This window comes from Pedococcus cremeus (assembly GCF_900111375.1).
Taxonomy (GTDB): domain Bacteria; phylum Actinomycetota; class Actinomycetes; order Actinomycetales; family Dermatophilaceae; genus Pedococcus_A; species Pedococcus_A cremeus.
The window spans coordinates 119,999-145,543 of the sequence record NZ_FOHB01000005.1 but is presented as its reverse complement, the minus strand read 5'-3'; the positions used below and the strand labels follow the sequence as shown (position 1 = coordinate 145,543).

Below are 25,545 nucleotides of genomic sequence, written 5' to 3'. Positions count from 1 at the left end.
GGTGGGACGCGAAGGGGCACCTGAAATGGCAGAGCAGGCCAGCACCACGGCATACCGGCAGGCACGGGACGCGCTCCTGGCCCTGCAGGGCCAGCACGACCGCGCGCTCGCGGAGTTCCGCTGGCCCGACGTGGGCGAGCGGTTCAGCTGGGCCGTGGACTGGTTCGACGCCATCGCCCGCGGCAACGACGCCTGTGCGCTCTGGATCGTCGAGGAGGACGGGTCGGAGACGAAGCTGACCTTCGACGAGATGGCCACCCGCTCCGACCAGGTGGCGGTGTGGCTGGAGTCGCTCGGCGTCCGCAAGGGCGACCACGTGCTCCTCATGCTCGGCAACCAGGTCCAGCTGTGGGAGACCATGCTCGCCGTCTTCAAGCTCGGGGCCGTGGTCATGCCGACCACCGCCGCCCTCGGCTCGGCCGACCTGCGCGACCGGGTGGACCGCGGCGGGGCGCGGGCCGTGGTCGCCAACACGGCCGACGCCGCGAAGTTCGAGGAGGTGCCCGGCGACTACCTGCGGGTTGCTGTGGGCGGTGCCCCCGGTTGGGAGACCTACTCCGACGCGTATGCCGTGCAGGGCCGGCCGTTCGAGACCGTCACCGCGGCGTCGGACCCGCTGCTGCTGTACTTCACCTCGGGGACGACGTCGAAGCCCAAGCTGGTCGAGCACACCCAGGTGTCGTACCCGGTGGGCCACCTGAGCACGATGTACTGGATCGGGGTGCGGCCGGGCGACGTGCACCTCGCCATCAGCTCGCCGGGCTGGGCCAAGCACGCGTGGTCGTGCTTCTTCGCACCGTGGATCGCCGAGGCGACGATCTTCGTCTACAACTACACGCGCTTCGACGCGGCCGCCCTGCTCGACCAGATACGCCGGGCCGGCGTGACGACCTTCTGCGCGCCGCCGACGGTGTGGCGCATGCTCATCCAGGCCGACCTCGCCGGCGGACCGGGGTCGCTGCGTGAGCTGCTCGGCGCCGGTGAGCCGCTCAACCCCGAGGTCATCGCGCAGGTCGAGAAGGCCTGGGGCCTGACCATCCGCGACGGCTACGGCCAGACCGAGACCACCCTGCAGATCGGCAACGTGGCGGGGGAGCGGCTCAAGCCCGGCTCGATGGGGCGCCCCATGCCCGGCGTTCCCGTGGCGCTCATCGACCCGCTGAGCGGCGAACCGGCCGAGGAGGGCGAGATCGTGCTCGACCTCTCCCAGCACCCGGTCAACCTCATGACCGGCTACCTCGGCGACCCGGTGCGCCAGGAGGAGGCCATGCACGGCGGGTGGTACCACACCGGCGACGTCGCCCAGCGGGACGCCGAGGGCTACATCACCTACATCGGCCGCACCGACGACGTGTTCAAGGCCAGCGACTACAAGGTCTCGCCCTTCGAGCTCGAGAGCGTCCTCATCGAGCACCCGGCGGTCGCCGAGGCTGCGGTGGTGCCGGCGCCGGACCCGACGCGGCTGGCGGTCCCGAAGGCCTACATCGCGCTCGCCCCGGGCTGGGAGCCGAACCGCGACACCGCCCGCGAGATCCTGCGGCACGCCCGCGAGAACCTCGCCCCCTACCTGCGGGTGCGCCGGGTCGAGTTCTACGAGCTGCCCAAGACCATCTCGGGCAAGATCCGCCGGGTCGAGCTGCGTGACCGCGAGGCGAAGGCGTTCGAGGGCGGGCACAGCCTCTCGGAGGAGTTCCGCGACGAGGACTTCCCCGAGATCAGGGGCTGACCCGACAGCCGTCCCCACTCGGCATGCGGGTTCGGCCGCCCTGTCGGAGGGTGGTGGCATGAGCGAGCAGACGAGCAGCAGGGACGAGGCAGCCGCCAAGGTGGCCGACCTGGTCAAGGACATCCGGGTGGCGATGCTGACCAGCACCGACGCCCAGGGGCGCCTGGTGAGCCGGCCGATGGCCACCCAGGACGTCGACTGGGACGGCGACATCTGGTTCATCACCGAGCGCTCGGCCGAGCACACGCGCAACCTGCAGCACGACCCACGCGTCAACGTCGGCTACTCGAGCAGCTCGTCGTGGGTCTCGGTGGCCGGCACGGCCGAGGTGGTCGACGACGCGGACCGCCTGCGCGAGTACTGGAACACCTTCACCGACGCCTGGCTCGAGGGCGGCCCCGAGAACCCGGACAACGTGCTGGTGCACGTGTCGGCCGACACCGCGGAGTACTGGGACTCACCGGGCAGCAAGGTGACCCAGGTGGTGAACCTGGTCAAGGCCAAGGTGACGGGCGAGCGGTTCGAGGGCGACAACCGCGTCGTCGACCTCTGACGCCGCAGGGCCGGTGCCGCCGCGAAGGTCGGCCGCGGCATACCGGCTCTGCACACAGGGGCTGCCCGCCCCGGCCTGGGCCGGTGCGGGCAGCGATGTGAGCGTTGCAGCCCCTTGGTTCACGGCATGTGAACCGTCAGGTTGCCGCGCGTCACGGTGTACTGGTTGGTCGGCGTGAAGCCGTGCTCAACCATCGACTGGGCTGCGCTGAGCGACGACGCGACCGAGAAGCCGACGTGGTCGTGGCGCTTGCCGTGGTCGGAGACCTTCCAGACCAGGATCGTGCCCTTGAGCGAACCGGTCGGGACCACGTAGTCGAAGTACGCCGTGTGAGGCGTGACCCGGACGTCGTGGACGTAGGCCCGGTAGGCGATGCCGGCGCTGAGGTTGCGGTACGCGACGGAACCCCGGTCAGGGGCGAACGCGTAGTCGTAGACCGCGAAGGACATCATCTGGCGGGCCCCACGAGGGCCGAACCACACGTCACCGCTGGCGTGGCCGAGCAGCCGAGGCGCGGGCCGCAGCTGTACGACGGCGATGTCCCCAGTGCTGACGTTGTAGGCGTTCGTGGGCGAGAAGCCCGCGTTCACCATCATGGCGGCAGCGCTGGCCGACGGGGCGACCGAGAAGCCGACCATGTCAGGCGCGTTGTCGGTGACCTTCCACGCCACGTTCGTTCCAGCGAGCGAGGAGCCGGCAGGGATCGTGTAGGCGAACCATGCCGAGTGGCCGTCGACGCGCACGACAGGAGTCGGCGCCTGGTAGGTGAGCGGCGAGGTCAGGTTCGCGTAGAACGCGACCCCGGTGTCACCGGTCATGCCGTAGTCGAGCACCACGAAGGCGAGGTGCTGGCTCGGCGAGGTCCCGAAGGCGGCGTTGCCCAGGGCGAAGCCCCTCTGTCCGTAGGTGGACGCCCATGCCGTGTCCAGCCCGCCGCTGCTGACGGTGTAGCTGTTGGTCGGCATGAAGCCGTGGTCCACCATGTCAAGGGCCTGGTTCGTCGAAGCCGCAACCTTGAAGGCCGCGGTGTCGGGCGAGTTGTCCTTGACCTGCCAGACGATGATGAGGCCCCGCACGGAGGCGGGTGCCGTCGACGGGACGGTGTAGGCGAAGCGTGCGCCACTGTTGGTGGCCTCGACGGCCATCACACTGGCGTTGTAGGCGACGCCTGCAGCAGCGTTGGTGTACGAGATGGTGCCCCGGTCACCGTGGCTGCTGTCGACCATGGCGAACGTCAGGTGTTGTGCCGATGCTCCAGTTCCGAGCACGGCGTCACCTGCCGCATAGCCACTGATCGGCCCGGGACCCGGTGCAGGGTGAGCCAATGCCATGACCGGAGCCAGGAACAGGCTGCTCAGACCGAGGAGCAGGGCCGACAGGAATGTCAGGACTCTACGCATCAGGAGTCCCTCCCCATTGGGAATGAGGGCTCACCCCCCTGCTGCGTCGGCCGGACCACGTCCCACCACAGCAGGCCGTGTGCCCACCCCGGGGTTTCCGGGGCTCGTTCATCCCCCGACACCTTCACCGTATGCCGCCGTGAGAGCGCGGACATGGCCGAAAGTCCCGGTATCACAAGGGAATCCTGGCCCTTGCCGATTTCCCAGCGGACACTCAGGCAGCGTCCACACGGCTCCCATGATGGAGGCGCACCGTCAAGGAGGAAGACTCTCAGGAGGACGCGATGAGCCTGCTCGGCTGGCCATTGGTGGCGGTGCTGGCGACGTTGACCACGGCGGCGGTGGTCGCGGCGATGCTGCTCTGGACCCGCGTGCGGGGTGCCCCGGCTCTGCGGCTGGCCCAGCGGCTCGGGCTGCTCCTGGGCACCCAGGTCACCGCGCTCCTGCTGGTCGCGGCCGTGGTCAACGACTACGGCTACTTCTACGGGTCGTGGGCGGAGCTGTTGGGGAAGGACAGCAAGCCGACCGTGGTCACCGTCGGCGGCTCCGGGGGCGCCTCCGGAGCGTCGGGGCCCTCAACGTCCGCGCTGCACGTCGCCGGCCTGCACTTCGCCTTCAAGGGACACGGCATACCCAAGGCGGTGCGGGCCGAGACCATCGGTGACTCGGCGCGGCTCGCTGCTGCGTGGGCGCCCCCGTCACAGTGGGCTTCCCGCGGCCGGCTCGAGGCCGTCACGGTGCAGGGGGCCCGGTCGGGACTGAGCACCCCTGCCCTGGTGTGGCTGCCGCCGCAGTACTTCCAACCGGCCTACCGGCACACCCTCTTCCCCGTCGCGGAGGTGTTGAGCGGGTACCCCGGCACGACGACGGCACTGGTCTTCCGCCTGCACTACCCCAACGTGCTGCTGAGGGAGATCGACGCCCACCGGGCGAAGCCGACGGTGCTCGTCATGCTGCGCCCCACGGTCGCCCCACCCCGCGACACCGAGTGCACCAACGTCCCCGGGGGCCCGCAGACCCTGACCTACCTGACACAGGACGTGCCGTCGGCCGTCGAGCAGCTGGCGCGGGTCCGGCCCACCGGCTGGGCGGCGATCGGTGCCTCCACCGGCGGCTACTGCGCCACGAAGATGGCGCTGACCCGGTCCGACCTGTTCCCCACGGCCGTGTCGTTCTCCGGCTACTACCACGCGCTCAAGGACGGGACGACCGGCGACCTGTGGGGTGGGTCCTCGGTGCTTCGCGACCTCAACAACCCCGAGTGGCTCGTCACCCACCAGACCGTGCCGCCGGTGTCCCTCATGATGACCATCGGCACCGCCGAGCGCGGCCCGAGCGGCGTCGCCGACACCCGTCGCTTTGCAGCCCTGGTGCACGCGCCGATGACGGCCCACGTCATCTACGTGCCCGGCGGTGGGCACAACTTCGGCTCCTGGGGCTACCTCATGCCCGGTGCCCTCGACTGGGTCACCAACCACCTGGCGGGCGCGTGACCGCCACGGTGTGCGTCCGGCGGCCTGGGGTCGCTCAGCCTGAGGGGCCCAGCCTGCGGGTCTCAGCCTGCGGGTCTCAGCCTGCGGGGAGGACGGCGGTGGTGAGGGCTTCGCAGGCCTGGTCGAGGGTGGCGGCGCGGCGCAGGGTGACGTTGGGTGAGGTGGTGGTGAGGTCCTCGGGCCAGCCGGGTCCGCCGATGACCAGGGTCAGGGGGCGCTCGATGGAGGACAGGGCGGTCCACAGGGGGTCGGTGGCGGGGCGGGTGATGGAGGCCCAGAGGAAGACCACCGGTGGGGTGGAGCGGCCGACGAGGTCGATCAGGGCTTCGGCGGGGACGCGGGGGCCGAGGAAGAGGCAGCCGATGCCTTGGAGGGAGAGCTCGGCTTCGACGGCGACCAGGGGCAGGTAGTGCTGTTCCTCGTCTGCGCTGGCGAGGACGACCTCGCGGCGGCCGCCGATGCGGGCGCGGTTGGCGCGGGTCAGGGAGCGCAGCTCGGTGACGAGCAGCTCGGAGGCGAGGTGTTCGGAGTCCACGCCGAGGGAGCCGTCGGACCAGCGTTCGCCGATCTTGCGCAGGGCGGGGGCCAGGACGGAGGTCCAGGCGGAGACCAGGTCGGACTCGCGGGTGACGCGTTGGTAGATGCGGGCCAGGCCGTCGGCGTCCAGGGCGGCGGCGGAGGAGACGATGGCCTCGACGGCGGAGTGGGCGCCGGGGTGGCCGCCGGTGGTGGTGGGGGTGTTGGGCGCGAGGGCGGAGGCCAGGCCGGCGGCGTCGACGGAGGTGGCGACGCGGGCGGCGGTGCCGGCGGGCACGCCGCGGCCGGTGAGCTGGGCCATCAGGCGCACGCGTTGGATGTCGACCTCGTCGTAGCGGCGGTGGCCGCCCTCGGTGCGTTGGGAGGGGCCGATGCCGTAGCGGCGGTCCCAGGTGCGCAGGGTCGAGGGGGCCAGGTCGAGGCGTTCGGCGACCCCGCCCACACTCCACGTCAGCGCCGTGTGCGGGATGGGAAGGCCCTTGCTGTCGTCGCTCGGTGTGGTCGTCATGGTTGTGGATCCGGACGCGGGGGCCACCTCGTGAGCGGCATCCCGGCTTCCGGTTCGCTCCTCTGGTCGGTCCTTGGTGTCCACGACCCTCCTCCATTTCGTCCGGTAACGGTACCCGGCTGCGGAACAGCATAACCTGTTCAACACGTCTTGCGTTCTGAACAACATTCTGAGTAGGTTTTGAACCAGTTCGGCGCCGGTGGGGTGCTGGACCCGAAGTTTTGGAAGAGGATCGTCATGGCGTACATCAAGCGACTCCCGATGCCGATCATCGAGAGCTATGAGTGGCAGTTCGACGGGGCGTGCAACGAGGCCGACCCGGAGACGTTCTTCTCCCCGCAGTCCGAGCGCGGTGCCAAGCGCCGTCAGCGTGAGGCGGCCGCGAAGGCGTTCTGCGCCCGCTGCCCGGTCGTCGACGCGTGCCTGCAGCATGCGCTGGAGGTGCGCGAGAGCCACGGTGTGTGGGGTGGGCTGAACGCCGACGAGCGGCGCGCCCTGCTCGGCGAGCAGCCGGGCGTGGCCCCCGGCACCGGCAGCATCGCCAGCTGACGGCACCAGCCAGCTGGAAAGAGAGGCCCTTCACCGACTCGGTGAAGGGCCTCTGTGATGGTCGCCCCACGAGCCGGCGCCCCTTGATGCGGCCTGGGGGCTGACCGGAGCGGGCGCATCAAGGGAGCCGGTGTGTCGAGGGTGGTGGTGCAGCGAGGGTGGCGGGAGGCCATCGCGCCTACTGGCCCACGACCTTGTCGAGCGTGAGCTGCCGCCGGTGGTGGTCGTAGTGCTGGGTGGCGTAGTGGTAGACGTCGCGCAGCGTCATGAAGTCCTTGAAGTAGGGGTCCCAACCGTGCGGGAAGTGCATGCCGCGCTGCAGGGACGTCTCCGGCTCGCCGTCGAGCGACGCCTGCAGGGAGCTGATGACGCGGTCCATCGAGCGGTCCATCCCTCGGTAGCCGAGCACGCGTGCACCCCCGAGCGAGCCGGCGTAGTTGATGACGTGAAAGGGCTTGGTGCCGGCGTCGAGCACCGCGGCGAAGGTCCTGGACGCCGCAGGAGGGAGCCGGGAGAAGCCCCGCACGAGGAAGAGCAGCGCGCGCACGACCAGGTAGCCGAAGAGCATGTGGAACAGGAGCTGCTCGTTGGTCCACCTGGTGCCGTTCGAGGGTCTCCGGAGCTCGCCCACCGTGGCGGTCGCCAGCAGGTCATGGAAGTCGGCGCGCGCTCGGCTCATCTCCGCGCTGATGTCACCAGGGTCCATAGTCCACCAGCCTCCGGTCAGTCGATGCCCTGCGTGGGCTTGCGTGCTCGCACCACTGCTCCGTGCATCTGCGGGACGGCTTGGTGGGTGAAGGTGACCTCGGCCCCCACGAAGCCCGCTTCGCCGAGCAGCTGCAGGTACTCGGCGCGGGAGAGGGCGCCGGCGATGCAGCCGACGAGAGAGCCCCGAGCGGCCCGGTCCTCGGGGCTGAGGCCGTCCTCGGCCACCACGTCGGAGATGCCGATCCGCCCGCCGGGTCGAAGGACTCGGAACACCTCGGCAAAGACGGCAGCCTTGTCGGGGGAGAGGTTGACGACGCAGTTGGAGATGACCACGTCGACCGACTCCGCCGGTAGGGGGATGTCCTCGATGACGCCCTTGAGGAACTCCGCGTTGGTGGCCCCGGCCTTGGCGGCGTTGGCACGGGCGAGCTCGAGCATCTCCTCGGTCATGTCGAGGCCGTACACGTGGCCGGTTCCGCCGACGCGCTTGGCGGAGAGCAGGACATCGATGCCGCCGCCGGAGCCGAGGTCGAGCACCACTTCGCCCTCGTGGAGGTCGGCGATCATCAGGGGGTTCCCGCAGCCGAGGCTGGCTGCGACCGCCTCCACGGGCAGGTCGTCGCGGTCCAGTGCCGAGTAGAGCTCAGGGCCGAAGACGGGCGTCTCGTCCGCCTCGGTGGCACAGCACGACGCCCCTGCGGTGGCCGGGGAAGGGGCGCAGCACTGGTCCGAGTCGACGATGGCCAGGGCGGTGCGGCCGTCCGGGGCGATGACGGCCCGGGCCGCCTCGGCGTACCTGGCGCGGACCTCTTCGCGGATGTCGGGCTTCTCCATCGGTGTTCCTCCGACCGCCAGCTGGTGGTGGATCTCAGGGTGGTGGATCAGGGTGGTGGATCAGGGTGGTGGCGACGGTGGTCGCCGGTCAGGGCCGTCCGCCCTTGGCTTCGCCCGGGCCGGGATGGCTGGCTCAGTCGAGGAAACCGGCCACCTCGGAAAGCCGTTCCGGGACCAGTGCGAACCAGGCCCAGGTGCCGCGCTTCTCTCGCTCGAGCAGGCCGGCCTCCACGAGGATCTTCAGGTGGTGGCTCACCGTCGGCTGGGTCAGTCCCACGCCATCTGCCATGTCACAGACGCAGGCCTCGCCGCGCTCGGACCCCTTGACGATCGAGAGCAGCTGCAGGCGTGCGGGGTCTGCCACGGCCTTGAGGAGGGTGGCTCGCCGTTCCGCCTCGCCCCGAGCGATCGGGCGAGCCGCCGCTCCGCCGCATGCTGACCCAGGGGTTGGCTCGGCCGTTGACCCAGCGGCTGACTCAGTGGCCGACGCAGTGGCTGTCACGGCCCGCGGCGCTGTCGTGATGGTGGTGGCGGCCATAGTGGTTCCTCCTCCAGACATGGATCATTGTCTATGTTGACAGGTGTCGATGCAAGCGCAAGGCTGGAGCTGGACAGCAGTCAACCAACCGGTGGCGCCTTCTGGCGCCGGCCGTCTCCAGGAGGGTCCTCGGTGAGCACCGACACCAGTCCGCACGGTCCTGCCACCCATTCCTCCGTCACGTCGCAGCTGTCCACCCTGGACCGGTTCCTGCCGTTGTGGATCGGTGCGGCCATGGTCGCCGGCCTCCTCCTGGGGCGGCTGGTGCCCGGACTGGGGGACGGGCTGTCGGCGATCGAGGTGGACGGCGTCTCGCTGCCCATCGCCCTCGGCCTGCTGGTGATGATGTACCCGGTCCTCGCCAAGGTCAGGTACGACCGGCTGGACTCCGTCACCTCTGACCGTCGCATGATGACGGGTTCGCTGGTGCTGAACTGGCTCGTCGGTCCGCTGCTGATGTTCAGCCTCGCCTGGGTCTTCCTTCCCGACCTGCCCGCCTACCGCACCGGCCTGATCATCGTCGGGCTCGCGCGCTGCATCGCGATGGTCATCATCTGGAACGACCTCGCCTGCGGCGACCGAGAGGCTGCTGCCGTCCTGGTGGCGCTGAACTCGGTGTTCCAGGTCATAGCCTTCGCTGGTCTGGGGTGGTTCTACCTCGAGGTGCTCCCCGGCTGGCTGGGCCTGGAGCAGGCCGCGCTGGACGTCTCCACCTGGGACATCGCGCGGTCGGTGCTGATCTTCCTGGGGGTTCCCCTGGTGGCCGGCTACCTGACCCGACGACTGGGCGAGAAGGCCAAGGGACGTGCCTGGTACGAGCAGCGGTTCCTCCCCCGGATCGGCCCCTGGGCGCTCTACGGGCTGCTGTTCACCATCGTGATCCTGTTCGCGCTGCAGGGTGAGGCCATCACGTCCAATCCTCTGGACGTCGCCCGGATCGCCATTCCGCTGCTGGCTTACTTCGCCATCATGTGGGGTGGCGGGTTCGGTCTGGGGGCTGCCCTGAGGCTGGGCTACCAGCGGACGACGACCTTGGCCTTCACCGCGGCCGGCAACAACTTCGAGCTCGCCATCGCGGTCGCGATCGCCACCTTCGGGGCGGCGTCGGGACAAGCCCTGGCAGGCGTGGTGGGTCCCCTGATCGAGGTCCCCGCACTCGTCGGTCTCGTCTACGTCAGCCTGGCTCTTCGCCGCCGCTTCGCTCCTTCCACGACTCCAGACAAGGCCCGTCCATGAGCGACAAGCCCAGCGTCCTGTTCGTCTGCGTCCACAACGCCGGCCGTTCCCAGATGGCCGCCGCCTTCCTGCATCACCTGTCCGGCGGCGCCGTGGAGGTCCGCTCCGCAGGCTCGGCCCCGGCCGAGTCGGTCAACCCGTCGGCGGTACAGGCCATGGCCGAGGAGGGCATCGACATCACCGCGGAGACGCCCAAGGTCCTGACCACGGAGGCGGTCAAGGAGTCCGATGTCGTCATCACGATGGGCTGCGGCGACACCTGCCCGATCTTCCCCGGCAAGCGCTACGAGGACTGGGAGCTCGAGGACCCTGCGGGCAAGGGCGTGGAGTCGGTGCGGCCGATCCGCGACGACATCAAGCGGCGCGTCCTCGGCCTGCTCGGTGAGCTGGGCGTCACCCCGGTCTCTGCCTGACCGCGGTGTGAGCCCTCAGGGCGCCCGTCCAGGACCGCGGGGCTTCACACGTGGCCGCCGACCGGCGAGGCCGGCCCCTGGATGCGGGCGACGACCTCGCTGACCGCCTCGCGAGCGGTGCGGCCCACGCCGATCAGCGTCGCCGACCCAGGGCCCGTCCAGTCGCCGTAGCCGACCAGGTGAAGTCGCGGTTCCCCCAACGCCCGGGTGCCCTCGGTGGTGATGTGACCGCTCGAACCGCGCAGGCCCAGCGGCGAGAGGTGGGCCAGGTCCGGGCGGAAGCCGGTGCACCACAGGACGACGTCGGCGGCCTGCGAGCGGCCGTCGGGCCAGACGATGCCGGCGGCCGTGAGCCGGCTGAAAATCGGCACGGCGACCAGGTCGCCGCGGTCACGGGCCGCCTTCACCGGTGGGACCATCACGATGTCGCCGAGGCTGGCGACGCCGCCCGGGTCGGGTCCACCGGCGTCGAGTGCCCGGCGCCGCGCGGTGGCCACCCTGAACAGGGCCCGGCCGTCGACGTCGTCGGGCAGGAACTTCGGAGGTCGCAGGGTGGCCCAGGTGGTCTCGGCCACCTCGGAGAGCTCGGCGAGGAGCTGGGCGGCCGTGTTGCCGCCTCCGACGATGACGACGCGGCGTCCGGTGAACTCCTCGGGGCCGCTGTACCGGGCCGAGTGCAGCTGCTGGCCGGCGAAGTCCTCCTGGCCGGGGTAGTGGGGCACGAAGGGGCGGCCCCAGGTGCCGGTGGCGCTCACGACGGCGCGCGCGGCCCAGGTGCCGGCGTCGCTGTCCACGAGGAGGCGTCCGTGGGGGTCGTCGTCGGCCCGTCGCACCTGCGAGACCCGCACGCCATGGCGGACCGGCAGGTCGTACCGCTGCTCGTAGCGGGTCAGGTACTCCACGACGTGCGTAGCGGGAGGGAAGCCGGGTGCCTGGGCCGGGGGCATGAGCCAGCCGGGAAGGGAGGAGTACTCCGGGGGTGAGAACAGCCGCAGCGACGGCCACACGTGTGACCATGCGCCACCGGGCTGCGAGCCGGCGTCCAGCACGACGTAGCCGGACCCGGGCGTGAGCCCCGCGCGGCGCAGGTAGAACGCGGTGGCCAGCCCTGCCTGCCCGGCGCCGATGACGACGACGTCCACGAACGTGGCTGGGGTCACTGGCTCAGCGCAAGAGCCTCCACGAGGGCGTTCAGCCGCTGTGGAACTGCTCGGTAGTAGACCCAGGTCCCGCGTTTCTCACTCGTGGCCAGCCCGGCGTCCTTGAGGATCTTCAGGTGGTGGCTCGCCGTGGCTGCACTCTTGCCGATTCCGCCGGAGATGTCACAGGCGCACACCTCCTCGGCGTTGAGCAGCATGGCCATGATCTTCACGCGTGCCGGATCGGCCAGTGCCTTGAACATGTCTGCCAGCGCCTGGGCGTTCCCGTCGGCAACGGCAGCCTGGGCCGGAGCGCAGCACGCAGTCAGCACCGCCAGCTCGGGGCGGGTGGGGGCGTCAGTCGTCGTGGCCACGCGGTGAGCCTATCGTCGTCGGAGCACTGTTTCGAAGAACTTCGAAGAAATACTTCCATGGATGTCGAAGTTCTGTTTTGATGAACGTCGAACCGATACCCCGGTGTTCCCGACGGGACGAGCGTCCTCTCGGATGAGTCGAAGGAGACCTCCATGGCACCCAGCACGGCACCCACCACCACTGGCGGGCTCTTCCCTGAGGGTGGTGCCGAGCACCGGCTGCCCGTCGTCGTCATCGGCGCTGGCCCGGTCGGCCTCGCCGCCGCTGCCCACCTGGCCGAGCGTGGCCTGCCTGCGCTGGTGCTCGAGGCCGGTGACGAGGTCGGCGCCGCCATGCGCGAGTGGGGGCACATCCGCACCTTCACGCCGTGGCAGTACATCGTCGACCCCGCGGCGGAGAGGCTGTTGGCTCGTGACGGATGGACGCGTCCGACAGGGCGGCAGTCCCCGACCGGTGCCGAGATCGTCGACCAGTACCTCGAGCCGCTCGCCGCTGCCCTGGGTGACGTGGTGAGCACCGGGTCGCGGGTCGTGGCGGTCTCGCGTCAGGGCCTCGACCGGTCACGCTCGGTGGGCCGGGCCGCTCGGCCCTTCGTCGTGCGGGTCGCCCACCCCGACGGCTCCGTGGGCGACCTGCTGGCCCGTGCCGTGATCGACGCCTCGGGCACCTGGCACCAGCACAACCCCCTCGGCGCCTCGGGACTGCCCGCGCTCGGGGAGGAGCAGGCCCGCGCGGCCGGGTTCCTGGTCGGCCCCCTGCCGGATGTCCTCGGCAGGGACCGGGCGCGCTTCGCCGGACGCTCGACCCTCGTGGTCGGGATGGGGCACTCGGCCGCCAACACGCTCGTGGCCCTCGCACAGCTGGCGCAGGAGGAACCTGGGACTCGCATCGTCTGGGCCATCCGCGGCACCAGCGCCCGCCGGGTCTTCGGGGGAGGGCAGGCCGACCAGCTCCAGGATCGAGGCCGGCTTGGCTCCGACCTCCAGGGCCTCGTCGAGTCCGGTGCGCTGGAGTACCTGGCCGGGTTCTCCACGCGCGAGCTGCGTGTCGACGCGGGCGCCGGCACGGTCAGTGTGGTGGGGGACACCGCGGAGGGAGAGCGGGTGGTCCAGGGGCTGCACAACGTCGCGGCCGCCACCGGCTTCCGTCCTGACCTCGGCCCCCTCCAGGAGCTCCAGCTCGACCTCGACCCGGGGCTGCAGTCCACCCGCGTCCTCGGCCCGCTCATCACCCCCGAGGCGCACAGCTGCGGCACCGTCGCGCCCCACGGTTGGCGGGAGCTGGCGCACGAGAACGAGCCCGGCTTCTTCGTCGTGGGCATGAAGTCCTACGGGAGGGCGCCGACGTTCCTGATCACGACGGGCAACGAGCAGGTGCGCTCCGTCGTCGCCCACCTCGCTGGTGATGACGCGGCCGCCGACGAGGTCGAGCTCGTCCTCCCCGAGACGGGGGTGTGCAGCTCGGCGAACGCGTGGACCGACGAGCAGGTTGCCGCCGGCGTCGAAGCCCTGGGCGGTTGCTGCGACCCTGCCGAGGCGGTCGAGACGTTCCGGGCCGACCCCGCCGCGGCGCGGCAGCGGGTGGCGTCGAGCCCTGAGCTCCTCGCGTCACTGAGGGCAGTGCGGCTGGGCTTCGCGACCGGCGTCCCGAACGGCCGGGCAGGTGACGTCGAGGCCGAGGCTGCCTCCACGGCCGGATGTCAGACCTGCGCGCAGAAATGACGAACGCCCGAACCCACGTTTCCGTGGGTTCGGGCGTCCTCGATGTCCGCAGGCATCACCTGGTCGGGGTGACAGGATTGAACCTGCGACCTCTTCGTCCCGAACGCGCCCCCGCATTTTCCGGGTGTCGGGTTTCGTTGCAGGACAGTGCAATCCGGTACCGGCCCTAGGTGCCCCAAGAGGAGTCTCGCGGGTCTGAGGGCCCGTGATGGGCTCGCAGCTGGGGAGGTCGTCAGTCGTCGTTGACGACGCCCCAAGGGTTGGCGTCGAAGGTCTCGTAGTCCTCGGCGTCGTGCTGGAGAATGGTCGTCGCGCCCCGTACGGCTTGCAGGCCCTCGGTGCTGCTAAGGGCGTCGATCCCGTCGGCGTGGATGATCTCGCCGGCCGCCATCTCCACGTCCTGGACCCGGAGAGCGGCGTCTTCCTCAGTGTCATCGGGCCACGCCCTGAGGTACGCGGCGCGCCCGGCAGCGATCACGGCAGCGTCGTCGAGGATGTTGAGGTCCCAACGCCGGAAGACGGACAACATGCGGCCCTCGGGGACCTCCTCTTCGTCCCCGTCATCGGACTCCAGGTCATCTTCGATGCCGAGGCCGAGGGGGAAGGAGCCGCACCAGTTGAACTCGGCGTTCTCGAAGGCCCGCGCGACGGTCACAAGGGTCTCGGCAGACTCGAAGTAGGGCCCGAGCTCCTTCTGCCGACCGGTTCGTGTGATGTTGGCGGCGACGTGGTTTCGTATGGCCTCGATCAGTTCCTCGGCACGCTTCTCGTAGGCCTGCTGCGCCTCAGGCGTCCATTGGGTGTCCAAGAGCTCGTCCTCATCCACGGACCAGAAGGTATCGGTGGTGGACGGGCTTGGGCCGAGATGCTCGCGAAGGTGCCCCCGCGGGTCCGCGCAGTGATGGCAAAGACGCGGCGCTGGGAGGTGTCCGGCTGCGATGCCGGTACGGAAGCCAACTCCACGGGTTCGAAGAGGCGACCCATTGGAGCGGTGACGGCTGGGGCTTACGGCGCTCAGGCACGCGCCGGCCCCTGCCGTCCTCAGCGCAGTAGAAGGCGATGAGCACTGAGGCGATAGCAGCGTCCTGGTCTGAACCGTGGCGCTGCCTCGGGGCCGGAGGCCCCCGCGGCCTGAAGGTTTCGGCCGGGTAGGGCACTGGATGCATGGGGCGGCCGGGCCGCGGTGCGAGTCGATGTGGGCCTGAGGTGGACTCCCAGCAAACGACCTGCGGGTCATCTTTCGTAGCCCTGAATGCGAGGTGAACATCGCGCCCGGAGTTCGCCAAACCGCTTGCGCTACCTCTAGCGTCCTTGCCCGTGAATGTGACGCGGCGACAATTTCTTGGGACCGCGGCAGTGATGGGGGCCGCGCTGACCGGTGGATCGGTCCTGACCCGGGCGCAGGAGGCGTTGGCGGCGACCTCGCTGCCCTCGCCTGGTTCGTCGGGCATCGACCACGTGGTGGTCGTCATGATGGAGAACCGCTCCTTCGACCACTTCATGGGCTGGCTGCCTGGTGCGGACGGCAAGCAGGCCGGGCTGAGCTTCGTGGACAGGTATGGGACTGCGCACTCGACCTACCACCTGACCGAGTACGCCAGCTGCGGGCACCAGGACCCCGACCACTCCTACGAGGGCGGCCGGGTCCAGCTCAACGGTGGTGCCTGCGACGGATGGCTGCGCGCCGGCGAGGACGACCCGTTGCCGATCGGCTACTACGAACAAGCGGACCTCGGCTTCCTGGGCAAGGCGGCCCCTGCCTGGACGATGTGTGACCGTTACTTCTCCGCGGTCATGGCCGAGACCTACCCCAACCGGCTCTACATGCACGCTGGGCAGACCGACCGGATCCACAACTCAACGGTGACGGCGACCATGCCGACCATTTGGGACCGGCTGGCCGCGGCGGGGGTGAGCGGGAAGTACTACTACTCGGACATCCCCTTCTTGGCGTTGTGGGGCACCAAGTACGTTCCGATCGCCCACCCGTTCGCCACGTTCCTCTCGGACGCGGCCGCGGGGACCTTGCCGGCGGTCAGCTTCATCGACCCCCGCTTCCAGGACGAGGCTTCGGGATCGTCCTCCGATGACCATCCTCACGCCGACATCCGGGCCGGCGAACAGTTCCTCAACCAGGTCTACTCGGCTGTCACGACCAGTCCGAACTGGTCACGCACGCTGCTGGTCGTCAACTTCGACGAGTGGGGCGGGTTCTACGACCACGTGGCGCCCACCACGGCAGCGGATGTCAGCTCCAGCACCGCGCTGCGCGGATTCCGCGTCCCGGCCCTGGTCGTCTCACCCCGGGCGCGGCGCGGGTACGTGGCACACAACGTCTACGACCACACCTCGGTGCTCAAGGCGATCGAGTGGCGGTGGGGGCTGTCGGCGCTGACGCCACGTGACTCTGGAGCGCGCAACATCGCCGAAGTACTGGACTTCTCAGCAACGCCGAACCTCAGCGCGCCCACGTTCGCCTTGCCCCCGTTCGCCGCCGCCGTGTGCACACCGAGCGCACCCAGCGGTCCGGAACAGTCCGAGTGGGGGGACCTGAAGACCAAGGCCATTGCCGACGGATGGAGCTTGCCGTGATCCGCATGTCTAACCGAAGCAGGTACGTCCTTGCCCTGCTGATGATCGCCTGCATCATCGGACTCGGGGCGGACCTCATCCGCCCGGCGGCCAGCGATGCCGCCGCCCCGACCGCAACGTCGAGCACGGCGTACGTTCCGCCGATCAAGCACGTGTTCGTGATCAACATCGAGAACAAGGGCTACGACAGCACCTGGGGCGCCAACTCCGCTGCTCCTTACCTCGCGCAGACCCTGAGGTCCAAAGGCGTGCTGCTGAACAACTACTACGGCACCGCCCACAACTCGCAGCCCAACTACGTGGCGCAGATCTCCGGGCAGGGTCCGAACGACCAGATGCAGGGCGACTGTCAGGTCTACTCCGCCTTCGCCCAAACTGGGACGGTGGCGCCAGGTCAGGCGGTCGGACAGGGATGCGTCTTCCCCACGTCGGTGCCCAACCTGACCGACCAGCTCATGGCCAGGGGCGCAACGTGGAAGGGCTACATGGAGGACATGGGTACACCATGTCGCCACCCGGCCCTCAACGCTGTCGACGACACCCAGAAGGCCAGGGTCGGGGACCAGTACGCCGTACGGCACAACCCGTTCATGTACTTCTCCTCGATCACCGGAGCGGCCGACTGCGACCAGCACGTGGTCGACCTCGGCCAACTCTCCAGCGACCTCGCCTCCGCGTCGACGACGCCGAACCTGTCGTACATCACCCCGAACCTGTGCCATGACGGGCACGACGCCCCCTGTGTGGATGGTGAGCCCGGCGGGTTGACCAGCGTCAACACCTGGCTGCAGACCTGGGTGCCGAAGATCCTGAGCTCACCGGCCTACAAGAACGACGGGATGCTCGTCATCACCGCCGACGAGTCCGACGGCCCGCAGTCCGACGCCTCCGCGTGCTGCGGCGAAGGGCCCGGCCCCAATGCTGCCCTTCCCGGGATCACCGGACTTGGCGGTGGGCGCATCGGAGCCGTGGTGCTCTCGCCCTACGTCACGGGGGGCACGTGGTCGACGACCAGCTACAACCACTACTCGTTGCTGGCTTCCGTGGAGGAGGTCTTCAAGCTGCCATACCTGGGTTACGCCGGGACCTCGGGCCTGAACCGGTTCGGCCTGGATGTCTACAACAGCGGCTGGAACAAGTAGCCACCGGACTGGTCTCGGCATCCTGCGGCACACGGGCAGCGGCCCACCGAAGGGCGGTGGACCGCTGCCACACAGGTGTTCAGGCGCTGACGCCGGCACGTGATGGTTCAGTCGACCTGCTGAACGACAGCGTGACGCGGGCTGCCTGCCTGATGGCGCAGGGGCTGGCAGGCCTTCGAGGAGGCCGAGCGGATAGACGCCAGCCGGCCCGTCGAAGAGGGCCGGGAGCCCGCCGAGAAGGCTCAGGGCTCGTGATGGGCTCACAAGGCGTGGTCTTCGCTCTTGGCGATGTGGTCGCAGTGGCAACCATCATTACTCTGACCTGCGGTTTTGCAATGGTCGGGGTGACAGGATTTGAACCTGCGACCTCTTCGTCCCGAACGAAGCGCGCTACCAAGCTGCGCCACACCCCGTGGCAATCGCTGCCCAGGGAGAGCTCGAGGCACTCGATGAGCAGCGACAAGGAAGGATAGCCCACCACCTCCGTGGGCTCCCAATCGCCCCTCGGCGCGCCGCCGGCACACCCGCCGCGTCAGCGGGAGGTCAGGGTCAGCAGCGTCGCCTCCGGGCGGCAGGCGAACCGCACCGGCGCGTAGGGCGACGTGCCCAGTCCTGCTGAGACGTGCAGCCAGGAGGCGTCGTCCGGGGCGAAGGACGAGGGTGTGTGGCCGGCACCGGGCCACCAGCGGGAGACCCCCTTGACGCGGCCGGTGTCGAGGTCGCAGTTGGTGACCAGGGCGCCGTAGAAGGGCACGGCGAGCTGCCCGCCGTGGGTGTGCCCGGCCAGCACCAAGCCGGCACCGTCGGCCGTCATGGCGTCAAGGACCCGCTGGTACGGCGCGTGCGTGACCCCGATGGTGAGCGCGGCCGAGGGGTCCGCCGGACCGGCCACGACGGCATACCGGTCGTAGTCGAGGTGGGCGTCGTCGACACCGACGAGCTCGAGGTCCTGGCCGCCGACGGTGACGCGGGCACGGCGGTTGGTGAGGTCCTCCCACCCGCCGGCGACGAGGCCCGAGACGAGGTCGCTCGTGGGCAGGCGAGGGGTGGAGCCGGTGCCGCGGCGGTGCCATGGGGTGAGGTAGAGCGCCGGGTTCTTGAACGTCGGCGCGAAGTAGTCGTTGGAGCCGAGGACGAAGGCGCCGGGCACCTCCAGAAGCGGCTCCAGGGCCTCCAGCAGCCGCGGCACCGAGTCGGGGTGCGCGATGTTGTCGCCCGTGTTCACGACGAGGTCGGGGTCCAGGGCGGCGAGGCCCCGGACCCACTCGACCTTGCGCCGCTGGTTGGGCATGAGGTGCAGGTCCGAGAGGCAGAGCACCCGCAGGGGAGCGGCGCCGGCCGGGAGCACGGGCACGGAGAAGCGGCGCAGCGTGTAGGCGTTGCGCTCGACGAGGCCGGCGTAGCCGACGCCGGCGACACCGACCGCGGCCAGGCCGCCCAGGGCTTTGAGGAGGGGGTTCATCGCGCCCCATCCTCGCAAAACGCCGTTGCAGGCGCCTGCCAGACTGGGGGCATGAGCGAGCAGACCCTCAAGGCCACCGTCCAGCACGACCTCCACGACGCGATGCGCGCCCGTGACAAGGTCCGCTCGGCGACCCTGCGCATGGCCCTGACCTCGATCACCAACGAGGAGGTCGCCGGCAAGGAGGCTCGCCAGCTGAGCGACGACGAGGTGCTCAAGGTGCTGGCCAAGGAGGCCAAGAAGCGCAAGGAGGCGGCCACCGCGTTCCGCGACGCCGGCCACCCCGAGCGGGCGGAGGCGGAGGAGGCCGAGCTCGTGGTGCTCGAGGGCTACCTGCCGGCCCAGCTCGGCGACGACGAGCTGGAGGCCCTCGTGGCGCAGGCGGTCGCCGAGACCGGCGCCACCGGGATGCAGCAGATGGGCCAGGTCATGAAGGCCGCGCAGGGCCTGGTGGCCGGTCGCGCCGAGGGCGGCCGCGTGGCCGCCGCCGTCAAGGCGGCGCTCTCGGGCCGGTAGGCGGGGCTCAACCTCCGCGGCATCCACCGTGCCAGCGGGGTCCTAGGCCTCTGTCGTGCGCCCGTCGGCGCGAGACGCTGATGGTGGAGTACCCGGACGCAAGGAGGTTCGGGGCACCGGCTCAGGGCGTCCGAGGCTCCCTCATCAGGGAATGAGGTGATGACCATGGATGCCAGGAACCTCAAGCACCAGATCTCGGTGTTGTGGATCTCCCTCGCGGTCATGATGTCGGCCTCGATGCTCCTCTACCTCTACGCCGGTGGTGGGGAGGTGCTCGACGGCATCCGCGCCGGTGTTGTCGAGGGCGAGAGGATCACGACCACCATGGAGGTCATGGTGGCCGCCTTCTGGCTCGTCCCGCTTGCGATGGCCTTTCTGACGTTCACGCTGCCGTGGGCGGTCAACCGGTGGGCCAACGTGGTGCTGGGCCTCGCCATGGCCGTGCTGGACGGCATGGACGCCGTGCCCGCCTTGGCCGATGGCACGTTCGGCGGCGAGATCCTCGTGACCGTCGTCATGACGCTCGTCGGCGTGCTGATCGCCTGGCTCGGTTTCCGCCTGCCCAGACCGCAGCGGAGCCAGGCCAGCGAGACCGTCTCGCCGGTGCGCGAGCACACGCACGTGTGAGACGACGAAGGGCCCCTCACCTGGTGGTGAGGGGCCCTTCGTGTCATTCGGTATGCCGTGTGGCCGGGGCTGGCGTCAGCCCGTCTTCTTCTTCGGCGGTGGTGTCTTCGTGGTCTTCGGCTTGGTGGTCGTCTTGGTCGGCTTGGGCGAGGACGTTGCCTTGGGGGTCGACGTCGGCTGGGGCGGCGCCGGCACGTAGCCGGTCGAGACGTACAGCCCCACCGTGGTGCCGCGCACGGCCCGGCCGCTCGGGTTCGTGTAGACGACCGTGCCCGCCGACATGTTGCTGTAGGTGTTGCCCGCGACCTGCGCCTTGAATCCGGCGCCCTCGAGCGCCTTGGTGGCGTCCTGCACCGACATCCCGCTCACGCTCGGGATGCCGATGATGTCGCCCTCGAGGACCTTGCTGCTCGCCTCGTCGAAGTCACGCTTCGGCTTGTCGAGGATCTGCGAGGCCCGGTCCATCAGCTGCTTCCAGATGGGTGCGGAGATGGTGCCACCGAAGACCTCGGGGTAGAAGTCGTTGCCGAGGCGGATGTTCTTCATGCGCTTCTGGCTGTACGGCGTGCCCACCCAGACAGCGCCGGCCAGCTGCGGGGTGTAGCCGACGAACCACGACTCCACGTGGTTGTCGGTCGTGCCGGTCTTGCCTGCCGCGGGGCGGCCGCCCGCGAGCTTGGCCTGGGTGCCGGTGCCCTTCTGGATGACGCCCTCGAGCAGCTTGGTGGCGCCGTTGGCGACGTCCTTGCTGATGACCTGCTTGCAGTTGTCGGTCGGCAGCTTGATGGGCTTCTTGTCGTTCGTGGTGATCGACAGGATCGGGTTCGGGGTGCAGTACTTGCCCTCCGCGGCCAGCGTCGCGTAGGACGAGGCGAGCGTCAGCGGGGTGGTGTCGTTGGCGCCCAGCGTGACGGCCGCCGGGTAGCACTCGATCTCCTTGCCGGTGCCCTGGTGCAGGCCCATCTTGTTCATGGTGTCGTGCACCTTGTTGGTGCCGAGCTTGAGCACGAGGGACGCGAATGCGGTGTTGACGGACTTCTGGGTCGCCAGCGAGAAGGGCAGCGGCTTGCCGCCGATGGCCTCGTCGTTGCGGACCGGCCAGGCGGATCCGGCGCCGCACTTGCCCTTCATCTCGGACGGCGTGTAGATCGCCGCCTGCTTCGGGGTGGCGTACTTCGAGGGGATCTTGCCGTTGACGGGGATGCCGTTCTCGAGGGCGGTGACGATGGCGAACATCTTGGCCGTCGAGCCGAACTGGGCGCCGCTGGTGCCGCCGTACTTCTGGTCGACGTTCCAGTTGACCTGGGTGTACTTCTTGCCCTTCTGCCCGGTCGTGGGGAAGCGCGAGGCCTGCACCATCGCGAGGACCTTGCCGGTGCCCGGCTCGATGATGCTGGCGGCGGCGCCGATGCGCTCGGAGTTGCCGACGGGCACCTTCTTCTCGACCTGCGCCTGGGCCATCGCCTGGACCTTGGGGTCGAGCGTGGTCTGGATGGTCAGGCCGCCCTGGTTGATCTTCTTGATCCGCTCAGGAACCGACTTGCCCAGTGCCGGCAGCTGCTTGAGGTAGGCGAGGATGTACTCGCAGAAGTACGGCTGGGTCGAGCGGCCGCAGGTGTTCTGCGCCGGCTTGACCTTCAGCATCTTCTTCACCGGGATGGCCTTGGCGGCCTTCCACTCCTTGTCGGTGACCATGCCGAGCTCGTGCATCCGGTCGAGCACCACGTTGCGGCGCACCTGTGCGCGCTCGGGGTTGTGGATCGGGTCCGTCCTGCTCGGCTGCTGCACCAGACCGGCCAGCAGGGCCGACTGCGAGAGGGTCAGCTTGGCGGCGCTGGTGCTGAAGTAGTGCTGCGCGGCGGCCTCGACGCCGTAGGCCTGGTCGCCGTAGTAGACGAGGTTGAGGTAACCCTCGAGGATCTGGTCCTTCGTCAGCTGCTTCTCGAGCGTGATCGCGTACTTCAGCTCCTGCAGCTTGCGGGTGTACGTCTTGGCGGTCGCGGCCTGGGCGGCGGCCTTGTCGTTGTTCCGCAGGGCGTTCTCCTGCAGCGTGATCTTGACGTACTGCTGGGTCAGGGTGGACGCGCCCTGGGTGTCGCCGCCCTTGAAGTTCGAGACCAGGGCCCGGGTGATGCCGCGGGGGTCGACGCCGCCGTGCTCGCGGAAGCGGGAGTCCTCGATCGCGATCTGGGCGTTCTGCATCGTCTTGGAGATCGCCTTCAGCGGCACGATGATGCGATTCTCGTCGTACGGCGTGGTGATCAGCCCGCCGCGGGCGTCGTAGATCTTGGACTGCTGCGCCAGCGGGGAGGTCGTGAACTCCCCCGGGAGCGAGTCGAACGCCTGGACGCCGGACTTCGCCGCGCTGCCGGTGGCGCCCACGGCCGGGATCACCAGGCCGGCCGCCAGCAGGCCCATCACCATGGCGGTGGCGACGAAGGCCCCCAGCAGGCTGAGCACGTTCGCGAAGTTCGAGGCACGTCCTTGCATGGGGCAAGGGTAACCGCCGAGGCCCCTTTGACCCGTTCTCGCGACCCGGCCGGCCACGCCGCCCCTCCCGCAGCGCCGTCGCCGCCCTGTCGCTGCCGCTGACCCGCCCCACCCGAGGTCGTCCCCGCACCACCCCTGCGCGGGAGATGCCGGTTCGGGCCGGAGGACGGCTCCGATGTGCTCACCCGGGCCACGCCGCATGGCCCAAAAGGGTTGTGCCAGAGCGTAGTCAGGTGTGACTAGTCCGTTTGGCCATCGCAGAACTACACGAATGGGCCATGTCTTCACAGGCGTGAACTTTTCTATCGTCAGTCGTGCCCGAGTCGGACATAAGCAACCGGTTCGGCGCAGTTTGCCCCCGTTTGACTGGAGGACCGTCATGACCATCGCGCCGTCCCGCACCGCCCGTCCGGTGGCCTTCGGGGCCCACTGGGTCGAGGACTGGGCGCCGCTCGGCCGATGCGCCAAGTCCGACCCGGACGCCCTCTTCGTGCAGGGTGCGGCCCAGCAGACCGCCAAGATCGTGTGCCAGGGGTGCCCGGTCATCGCCGAGTGCCTCGCCGACGCCCTCGACAACCGCACCGAGTTCGGTGTGTGGGGCGGGATGACCGAGCGCGAGCGTCGTGCGCTCCTCAAGCGTCGGCCGAACATCGCCTCCTGGGCCACCCTCTTCGCGCAGGCCCGCGCCGCCCAGGGCGACCAGAGCGCCGTCAGCGCCTGACCCGCGCAGACGTTCCTGCAGGTCAGGCCGCTGTGAGCGCCTCACCTGCGTGGCGTCAGGACGCCGTGAGCGCCTGACCGACCTCCCGCAGGCCCTCCAGGTCGTGGATGTCCTGGGCTGCCGCCGGCACCTCCACCACCGGTATGCCGGGGTGCCCGGCCGTGAACCGGCGCGCCAGCGCCTCCTGCCGCTCCGCGGTCTCCGCCAGGTTGGCGTGCAGCCGGAGCAGGCCCTCGGTCAGGGGTGCCGTCCCCGACCCGCCCTCGGTCTCCGCCAGCTGCTCGGCGGCGGCGAGCGCGCGCGCCCCCGTCAGCGTCGGTGCCGACAGGCGCTGCACACGGTTGAGCACGACCCCGGCGAGCGGCATACCCTCCTGGTCGAGCCGGTCGACGAAGAAGGAGGCCTCCCGCAGCGCGTCGCGCTCGGGCGCCGCGACCACCACGAAGGCCGTCTCGGGGTTCTTCAGCAGGGCATACGTCTTGTCGGCGCGCTCCCGGAAGCCGCCGAACATGGTGTCGAGCGCGGCCACGAAGGTCTGCACGTCCTGGAGCACCTGCCCGCCGAGGATCTTCGACATCACGGTGGTGGCCATGGTGACCCCGGAGCTGAACACCTTCAGGTAGGCCCGGCCGCCCGCCTTGGCGGGGGCCATGAGCAGGCGGATGAAGCGGCCGTCGAGGAACGAGCCGAGCCGCTTCGGGGCGTCGAGGAAGTCGAGGGCCGAGCGTGACGGAGGGGTGTCGACGACGATGAGGTCCCAGCTGCCCTCGCGCTCGGCGCGGCTGCGCAGCTGGCCGAGCTTCTCCATGGCCATGTACTCCTGCGTGCCCGCGAACGAGCTCGAGACCGCCTGGTAGAAGGGGTTGGCCAGGATCTGGGCCGCCTTGTCGGGCGTGGCGTGGGCCTCGACGACCTCGTCGAAGGTCCGCTTCATGTCGAGCATCATGGCGTCGAGCGTGCCGCCCGAGCCGGTGTCGAAGCCGGCCACCGGGCGAGGGGTGTTGTCGAGCTCGGTCAGCCCCAGTGACTGGGCCAGCCGCCGGGCCGGGTCGATCGTCAGCACGACCACGTGCCGGCCGAGCTCGGCTCCCCGCAGCCCGAGGGCCGCGGCGACGGTCGTCTTGCCGACGCCGCCCGCACCCGTGCAGACGATGATGCGGGTGCTGCGGTCGCGCAGCAGCGCATCGAGGTCGAGGCGGGCGGCTCCGGCGGGGTCGGTGGACCGGTCCTGGGTCGCCCTCGTCCTGGGAGGCATCAGATCATCCCCTGCTCGGTGAGGGCGTCGGCGAGCACGCGGATCCCGCCGGCGTCGGTGCCCTCCGGGAGCAGCGGCAGCCGGTAGACCTGCCGGCCCTGGGCGAGCAGGATGGCCTCCTGCTCCTGCTGCAGGGCGACCCGCTCGGCGTGCTCGCCCGCCTGCTCCAGCAGCCCGGCCACCATGGCGGCGCTGGTGCGCACCGACACCGACTTCAGGTCGGAGGTCACCGCGGCCGCGACGCCGGTGCGGTCGGACTCGACGGAGGCCAGCTCCTTCTCCTCCACCATCGGCGCGTGCACCTGGTTGATGACGATGGCACCGAGTGGCAGCGAGGCCTTCTGCAGCTCGGCGAGCGCGTCGACCGTCTCCTGCACGGGCATCTCCTCCAGGAGGGAGACGACGTGCACCGCGGTCGTGTGGCTGCGCATCATGCGGGTGATCGAGTCGGCCTGCGTGCGGATCGGGCCCACCTTGGCCACGTCGGCCACCTCGGCGTTGACGTTGAGGAAGCGCACGACCCGGCCGGTCGGCGGCGCGTCGAGCACCACGGCGTCGTAGACGGGGCGGTCCTTGTGGCGGCCGCCCTGACGTCGGCCGGCCGCCTCGTAGACCTTGCCGATGAGCAGGACGTCGCGCAGGCCCGGCGCGATGGTCGTGGCGAAGTCGACCGCGCCGACCTTCTCGAGCACGGTGCCCGCGCGGCCGAGCCGGTAGAACTTCTGGAGGTACTCCATGAGCGACTCGCGCACGTCGACGCTCAGGCCGTAGAGCTCGCCCCCGTTGCGCTCGTGCAGGATGCGGGTCTCCTCGTGCCCGATCGGCGGCACGTCGAACGTCTGCGAGATGCCCTGGCGCTCCTCCACCTCGGCCAGCAGCACCCGCTTGCCCTGCTGGGTGAGCGCGAGGGCGAGGGCCGCGGCGACGGTCGTCTTGCCGGTTCCCCCCTTGCCGGTCACGACGTGCAGCCGCACTCCGGCGTGGCTGGGGGCGGCGGCGGGGGGCATGGC

Annotated in this window: 24 protein-coding genes and 1 tRNA gene; 12 read left to right on the top strand and 13 right to left on the bottom strand. The window is 69.9% G+C overall.

Features of this window, described 5'->3' with window-relative positions; translation table 11 throughout:
- The first annotated feature begins 25 nt into the window (after nucleotides 1–25).
- Both BMW78_RS11460 and BMW78_RS11455 read left to right on the top strand, forming a co-directional pair.
- Nucleotides 26–1,726, top strand: coding sequence for an AMP-binding protein (locus BMW78_RS11460; RefSeq protein ID WP_091759541.1), 1,701 nt, complete (start codon nucleotides 26–28; stop codon nucleotides 1,724–1,726).
- A 58-nt stretch (nucleotides 1,727–1,784) separates the two neighbouring features.
- The gene (locus tag BMW78_RS11455; protein ID WP_091759538.1) at nucleotides 1,785–2,279 is read left to right on the top strand and encodes a pyridoxamine 5'-phosphate oxidase family protein; all 495 of its coding nucleotides are present in this window, start codon (nucleotides 1,785–1,787) and stop codon (nucleotides 2,277–2,279) included.
- A gap of 119 nt (nucleotides 2,280–2,398) precedes the next feature.
- Here the strand turns inward: BMW78_RS11455 and BMW78_RS11450 are convergent, their stop codons facing one another.
- A complete protein-coding gene (locus tag BMW78_RS11450) occupies nucleotides 2,399–3,505 on the bottom strand; it encodes a hypothetical protein (protein ID WP_091759535.1) in 1,107 nt (368 codons plus the stop codon).
- 458 nt (nucleotides 3,506–3,963) lie between these two features.
- Here BMW78_RS11450 and BMW78_RS11445 point away from each other — a divergent pair, with 458 nt between their 5' ends.
- Nucleotides 3,964–5,172, top strand: a complete 1,209-nt coding sequence (locus BMW78_RS11445; RefSeq protein ID WP_091759532.1) for an alpha/beta hydrolase — start codon at nucleotides 3,964–3,966, stop codon at nucleotides 5,170–5,172.
- Between the two features lie 76 nt (nucleotides 5,173–5,248).
- Here BMW78_RS11445 and BMW78_RS11440 read toward each other — a convergent pair whose 3' ends face one another.
- The gene (locus BMW78_RS11440; protein ID WP_177180359.1) at nucleotides 5,249–6,217 is read right to left on the bottom strand and encodes a MerR family transcriptional regulator; all 969 of its coding nucleotides are present in this window, start codon (nucleotides 6,215–6,217) and stop codon (nucleotides 5,249–5,251) included.
- Between the two features lie 237 nt (nucleotides 6,218–6,454).
- Here BMW78_RS11440 and BMW78_RS11435 point away from each other — a divergent pair, with 237 nt between their 5' ends.
- Nucleotides 6,455–6,766, top strand: a complete 312-nt coding sequence (locus tag BMW78_RS11435) for a WhiB family transcriptional regulator (RefSeq protein ID WP_091759527.1) — start codon at nucleotides 6,455–6,457, stop codon at nucleotides 6,764–6,766.
- Between the two features lie 178 nt (nucleotides 6,767–6,944).
- Here BMW78_RS11435 and BMW78_RS11430 read toward each other — a convergent pair whose 3' ends face one another.
- From BMW78_RS11430 to BMW78_RS11420, 3 genes are all read right to left on the bottom strand, one after another.
- Nucleotides 6,945–7,472 carry a DinB family protein gene (locus BMW78_RS11430; protein ID WP_091759524.1) on the bottom strand — a complete coding sequence of 176 codons (528 nt, stop codon included), beginning with the start codon at nucleotides 7,470–7,472 and terminating at the stop codon, nucleotides 6,945–6,947.
- Nucleotides 7,473–7,489: 17 nt separating this feature from the next.
- Complete coding sequence (arsM, locus tag BMW78_RS11425) at nucleotides 7,490–8,308, bottom strand: arsenite methyltransferase (RefSeq protein ID WP_091759521.1); 819 nt, start codon at nucleotides 8,306–8,308, stop codon at nucleotides 7,490–7,492.
- A 133-nt stretch (nucleotides 8,309–8,441) separates the two neighbouring features.
- Nucleotides 8,442–8,846 (bottom strand): ArsR/SmtB family transcription factor, encoded by a 405-nt coding sequence (locus tag BMW78_RS11420; RefSeq protein WP_091759518.1) that lies wholly within the window; start codon nucleotides 8,844–8,846, stop codon nucleotides 8,442–8,444.
- A gap of 132 nt (nucleotides 8,847–8,978) precedes the next feature.
- Between BMW78_RS11420 and arsB the strand changes: the two genes are divergently transcribed.
- Nucleotides 8,979–10,082 (top strand): ACR3 family arsenite efflux transporter, encoded by a 1,104-nt coding sequence (gene arsB / locus BMW78_RS11415; RefSeq protein ID WP_281247079.1) that lies wholly within the window; start codon nucleotides 8,979–8,981, stop codon nucleotides 10,080–10,082.
- Nucleotides 10,079–10,495: an arsenate reductase ArsC gene (locus BMW78_RS11410; RefSeq protein ID WP_091759512.1), complete on the top strand. Its 417-nt coding sequence runs from the start codon at nucleotides 10,079–10,081 to the stop codon at nucleotides 10,493–10,495. Before arsB ends, BMW78_RS11410 begins: the two co-directional genes overlap by 4 nt.
- A gap of 44 nt (nucleotides 10,496–10,539) precedes the next feature.
- Here BMW78_RS11410 and BMW78_RS11405 read toward each other — a convergent pair whose 3' ends face one another.
- Together BMW78_RS11405 and BMW78_RS11400 are read right to left on the bottom strand one after the other, a co-directional pair.
- On the bottom strand, nucleotides 10,540–11,655 hold the full coding sequence (locus BMW78_RS11405; protein ID WP_091759509.1) for an ArsO family NAD(P)H-dependent flavin-containing monooxygenase: 1,116 nt from the start codon (nucleotides 11,653–11,655) through the stop codon (nucleotides 10,540–10,542).
- Nucleotides 11,652–12,008 carry an ArsR/SmtB family transcription factor gene (locus BMW78_RS11400; protein ID WP_245735805.1) on the bottom strand — a complete coding sequence of 119 codons (357 nt, stop codon included), beginning with the start codon at nucleotides 12,006–12,008 and terminating at the stop codon, nucleotides 11,652–11,654. Before BMW78_RS11400 ends, BMW78_RS11405 begins: the two co-directional genes overlap by 4 nt.
- Before the next feature lie 153 nt (nucleotides 12,009–12,161).
- Between BMW78_RS11400 and BMW78_RS11395 the strand changes: the two genes are divergently transcribed.
- Nucleotides 12,162–13,730, top strand: a complete 1,569-nt coding sequence (locus BMW78_RS11395; protein ID WP_091759506.1) for an FAD-dependent oxidoreductase — start codon at nucleotides 12,162–12,164, stop codon at nucleotides 13,728–13,730.
- Nucleotides 13,731–13,962: 232 nt separating this feature from the next.
- Here the strand turns inward: BMW78_RS11395 and BMW78_RS11390 are convergent, their stop codons facing one another.
- A complete protein-coding gene (locus BMW78_RS11390; RefSeq protein ID WP_091759502.1) occupies nucleotides 13,963–14,556 on the bottom strand; it encodes a hypothetical protein in 594 nt (197 codons plus the stop codon).
- Nucleotides 14,557–15,047: 491 nt separating this feature from the next.
- On the opposite strand from BMW78_RS11390, the gene BMW78_RS11385 reads away from it, so the two are divergent.
- Both BMW78_RS11385 and BMW78_RS11380 read left to right on the top strand, forming a co-directional pair.
- The gene (locus BMW78_RS11385) at nucleotides 15,048–16,322 is read left to right on the top strand and encodes an alkaline phosphatase family protein (RefSeq protein WP_342707729.1); all 1,275 of its coding nucleotides are present in this window, start codon (nucleotides 15,048–15,050) and stop codon (nucleotides 16,320–16,322) included.
- 5 nt (nucleotides 16,323–16,327) lie between these two features.
- Nucleotides 16,328–17,464, top strand: coding sequence for an alkaline phosphatase family protein (locus BMW78_RS11380; RefSeq protein WP_091760061.1), 1,137 nt, complete (start codon nucleotides 16,328–16,330; stop codon nucleotides 17,462–17,464).
- A gap of 336 nt (nucleotides 17,465–17,800) precedes the next feature.
- On the opposite strand, the gene BMW78_RS11375 is transcribed toward BMW78_RS11380, so the two are convergent.
- Together BMW78_RS11375 and BMW78_RS11370 are read right to left on the bottom strand one after the other, a co-directional pair.
- Nucleotides 17,801–17,877, bottom strand: a tRNA-Pro gene (locus tag BMW78_RS11375).
- Between the two features lie 119 nt (nucleotides 17,878–17,996).
- On the bottom strand, nucleotides 17,997–18,926 hold the full coding sequence (locus tag BMW78_RS11370; protein ID WP_091759497.1) for a metallophosphoesterase: 930 nt from the start codon (nucleotides 18,924–18,926) through the stop codon (nucleotides 17,997–17,999).
- Between the two features lie 51 nt (nucleotides 18,927–18,977).
- Here BMW78_RS11370 and BMW78_RS11365 point away from each other — a divergent pair, with 51 nt between their 5' ends.
- Both BMW78_RS11365 and BMW78_RS11360 read left to right on the top strand, forming a co-directional pair.
- The gene (locus tag BMW78_RS11365) at nucleotides 18,978–19,442 is read left to right on the top strand and encodes a GatB/YqeY domain-containing protein (protein ID WP_091759494.1); all 465 of its coding nucleotides are present in this window, start codon (nucleotides 18,978–18,980) and stop codon (nucleotides 19,440–19,442) included.
- Between the two features lie 165 nt (nucleotides 19,443–19,607).
- On the top strand, nucleotides 19,608–20,069 hold the full coding sequence (locus BMW78_RS11360) for a hypothetical protein (protein ID WP_143056227.1): 462 nt from the start codon (nucleotides 19,608–19,610) through the stop codon (nucleotides 20,067–20,069).
- A 75-nt stretch (nucleotides 20,070–20,144) separates the two neighbouring features.
- Here BMW78_RS11360 and BMW78_RS11355 read toward each other — a convergent pair whose 3' ends face one another.
- Nucleotides 20,145–22,559 carry a penicillin-binding protein gene (locus BMW78_RS11355; protein ID WP_091759486.1) on the bottom strand — a complete coding sequence of 805 codons (2,415 nt, stop codon included), beginning with the start codon at nucleotides 22,557–22,559 and terminating at the stop codon, nucleotides 20,145–20,147.
- Nucleotides 22,560–22,938: 379 nt separating this feature from the next.
- Here BMW78_RS11355 and BMW78_RS11350 point away from each other — a divergent pair, with 379 nt between their 5' ends.
- On the top strand, nucleotides 22,939–23,280 hold the full coding sequence (locus BMW78_RS11350; protein WP_091759483.1) for a WhiB family transcriptional regulator: 342 nt from the start codon (nucleotides 22,939–22,941) through the stop codon (nucleotides 23,278–23,280).
- Nucleotides 23,281–23,335: 55 nt separating this feature from the next.
- On the opposite strand, the gene bagB is transcribed toward BMW78_RS11350, so the two are convergent.
- Together bagB and bagA are read right to left on the bottom strand one after the other, a co-directional pair.
- Nucleotides 23,336–24,535, bottom strand: a complete 1,200-nt coding sequence (gene bagB / locus BMW78_RS11345) for an ArsA family ATPase (RefSeq protein ID WP_091759480.1) — start codon at nucleotides 24,533–24,535, stop codon at nucleotides 23,336–23,338.
- Complete coding sequence (bagA, locus tag BMW78_RS11340) at nucleotides 24,535–25,542, bottom strand: ATPase BagA (protein WP_091759476.1); 1,008 nt, start codon at nucleotides 25,540–25,542, stop codon at nucleotides 24,535–24,537. The genes bagB and bagA overlap by 1 nt, the downstream gene beginning before the upstream one ends.
- Nucleotides 25,543–25,545 lie beyond the last annotated feature (3 nt).